This window comes from Hoylesella timonensis S9-PR14 (assembly GCF_000762405.1).
Taxonomy (GTDB): domain Bacteria; phylum Bacteroidota; class Bacteroidia; order Bacteroidales; family Bacteroidaceae; genus Prevotella; species Prevotella timonensis_A.
Map to the genome: position 1 here is coordinate 1 of NZ_JRPQ01000010.1, position 3284 is coordinate 3284.

General features: G+C 39.3%; 2 protein-coding genes. Both read right to left on the reverse strand.

The features are described 5' to 3' along the window. Positions 1-162: 162 nt before the first annotated feature. Positions 163-2589: a ferrous iron transport protein B gene (feoB, locus tag HMPREF9304_RS00755; RefSeq protein WP_036925795.1), complete on the reverse strand. Its 2427-nt coding sequence runs from the start codon at positions 2587-2589 to the stop codon at positions 163-165. A gap of 238 nt (positions 2590-2827) precedes the next feature. Beyond that, positions 2828-2998: a hypothetical protein gene (locus tag HMPREF9304_RS00760; RefSeq protein WP_156104733.1), complete on the reverse strand. Its 171-nt coding sequence runs from the start codon at positions 2996-2998 to the stop codon at positions 2828-2830. Positions 2999-3284 lie beyond the last annotated feature (286 nt).

The following is a 3284-nucleotide window of genomic DNA, read 5'->3' on the forward strand; positions in this document are numbered from 1 at the left end:
ACCCTAGACCCACTGATTAAGAGTCAGTTGCTCTACCAACTGAGCTAAGGGTGCATATTTCTTTTTTGCGAGTGCAAAGGTACATTGTTTTTCTTGAACATCCAAACAATTCAAGATTTTTTTATAAAAATTCTGTATCCTACTATTTTCACATTCCGCGCATCAATAAAACAATAATCCTACTTGATAGAATGCCGCAGAGACAATCCAAGCTAATAGAGTGGTGTAGAAGGCAGAAAACAAAGCCCACTTCCAGCTACCTGTCTCTGATTTAATAGCCGCGATTACTGCTATACAGGGGAAATAGAGTAACACGAAGAGTAAAAAAGCGTAAGCGCTTAAAGGAGTGATGCCATCGGCTGCCATTTGGTGTCTCAGTTGCGTGTATTTGCTAGTATCCGTTGAATATGAGTCATCATCGCCATAGTCTTCATCTGATGAATAGAGTACTCCAATAGTCGAAGCAACAATCTCTTTTGCACCAACTCCTGCAATGATACCAACGTCCAGTTTCCAGTTAAATCCCTGTGGTCTGAATATGGGTTCAAGCGTTTTACCTATACGCCCGATATAGCTCATCTCTTGTTGTTTACTCTTGCTAAGATGTTCGTTTTTTGGAAAGTATCCTAATGCCCAAACTAAAATGCTTGCTACAAGGATGATACCTCCCATTTTCTTCAAATATTGCTTTCCCTTTTCCCAAGTGTGTCGTAGGATAGCTTTCCCCGTAGGAAAACGATAGGGGGGCAGCTCCATGACAAAGGGTGTGTCTTCTCCTTTAATGACAAATTGACTAAATAGTCTTCCTAAAATAACAGCCATCAATATTCCGATGATATAGATGGATATCATGATAGACGACCGATATTGAGCGGCAAAGAAGGTTCCAATAATCATGATATAAACGGGTAATCTGGCAGAACAGCTTATCATAGGAAGAATGAGCATGGTGACAAGCCTTGATTTCCGGCTCTCAATCGTACGGGTTGCCATCACTGCTGGCACATTACAACCAAACCCCATGATTAAAGGGATGAAAGACTTTCCATGTAGCCCCATCTTGTGCATGAGTTTGTCCATAATAAATGCCGCTCTTGCCATATAACCACTATCCTCCATAAAGGAAATGAAGCAATATAGAATCAATATTTGAGGTAAGAATACGATGACAGCGCCCACGCCACCTATAACGCCATCAACCAGCATATCTTTAATGGGACCTTGTGGGAAGTGTTGTGAAATGATGTCACCCAACCAGCCTACACCATCTTCTATCCAGTCCATGGGGTACTGTCCTAAGGAGAAGGTAACTTCAAACATAAGCCATGTTAAAGCGATAAAAATAGGAAAACCAAAATATTTATGGGTAATGATACGATCTATCCAATGTGTCAGTTGGTAGGTATCTTTCACATGACCGGTTTCATATTGTGCTTCTTGTAAAGCTCCATGTATGAACCCATATTTTGCATCCATAATAGCTGTCTCACTATCCGTATTTGTTTCTTCCTTTACACGTTGTGCAGCCTTGTCCCTTGCTTTGAAAATGTTTTCAGCCTGTGGCAGTTGACTCACAACTTGTTCTGCCTTTTTATCAAACTCCAAAAGTTTAATACTTAAATATCTGGTAGAATATTTTAGGCGCAAGCTATCATTTTGCTTCAGATAATTCTGAATATTGGTAATCCCTTGTTCTATTTCGTGGCCATAATTAATATGAATATGCCTATATTGCAAGCTCACATCTTCTTTGCCTTCGTATAGCTCAATCACTTGGTGGAAAAGCTCTTCTACACCTCTTCCTGTTTTGAAAACAGTGGGTACCATCGGTATGTCCAAGAGTTCACCCAGTTGATTGAAATCAATATGGTCACCTCGCTCTTCTGATTCATCAAACATATTTAACGCACATACAATACGTAGATGCATATCAATAAGTTGCGTTGTTAAGTACAAGTTTCGCTCTAAGTTAGAACTGTCAATCACATTGATAATCACATCTGGTGTGTTTTCAACAATTTGCTTTCGAACATATAACTCTTCTGGCGAATAAGCGGATAGGGAATAGGTTCCAGGAAGGTCAATAATGTTAAACCGATAGCCTTCAAAACTGGCATAACCTTCCTTAGCATCTACCGTAACACCCGAATAATTACCCACACGTTCATGAGCGCCAGAAGCATAATTGAAAAGAGATGTCTTACCACAATTGGGATTTCCCACCAAAGCCACATTGATAACTTTACTTTTTTTCATCGCTATGGCATGCAGTTGCTCGTCTGTTACAGATTGGGAGTCGTTTTTGCATTCACAGGGCACACCTGCTTGGTACGAAGAGGGTTGCGAAGTCAAAGTCTCTGACTCGTCAATACCAACCACTTCTATCATTTCTGCTTCAGAGTGTCTAAGAGAAACTTCATATCCCATTATTCTATATTTAACGGGATCTTTTAGAGGTGCATTGATCAAGACTTCAACTTTTTGACCACTGATAAAGCCCATTTCAACGATGCGTTTCCTGAAACCGCCATGGCCTGTGACTTTGACAATGATTCCTGATTCTCCTTCTTTTAATTCTGATAATTTCATTGCGGATGCTAATTTTGTTGCAAAGTTACAAAAACAATACGTGTAATGAAAAACTAAACCAAGACTATACTCATAAATACCTAAATATGATGATGCCAACAATGGTTCGAACTGGTACGTATAACTGTATTGTATCTTAACTTGGGTAGCTTTGAACAAAAATAAGAAGAATAATGAATGTGACCACCCCCTGTTTATTCATCGTGTATTGCGTATTTGAGAACTGATGCAATAGATTTCAATCCTTAGGTTTAGTCATGAGTTTCCTTTTACTGAAACTGTAGATCATTTGGGCATTCCATACCCAGTTGTTGGTATTCATTTCATGCTGCTGATTGCCACAGTGAGGAAACATCGTTAGGTCGTTGATAATATAGAACTTCCACGACAGTGAAATCTGAGCATTCATGCCTATATTATCATCTTTTGCGTGGATATTAGCTTTTGTTTCAACAACGGAATTGAAAGAACGAAATGAGTTTGACAAAAGCGCATAACCTTATTATAATAGGTATAAGTATGCTTGTGAGAGAGGCACACCATTTTCTCTTCGTTCATTGAGATGTTTTTTTAGTGACAGATTTCATGCTGTTTGTCCTCTTTTTTTACCATAAAAAAAGGGTCGTCATGGGGTTGTTTCTTCGTTGGAAATGAATCGTTCGTTGAACAACCGTGAGAGAACCGTTGAAGAACCG

Excerpts from the sequence above, each read along its gene's own strand:
- feoB (WP_036925795.1), bottom strand. The coding sequence starts at position 2,589 with ATGAAATTATCAGAATTAAAAGAAGGAGAATCAGGAATCATTGTCAAA.
- HMPREF9304_RS00760 (WP_156104733.1), bottom strand. The coding sequence starts at position 2,998 with ATGAATGCTCAGATTTCACTGTCGTGGAAGTTCTATATTATCAACGAC.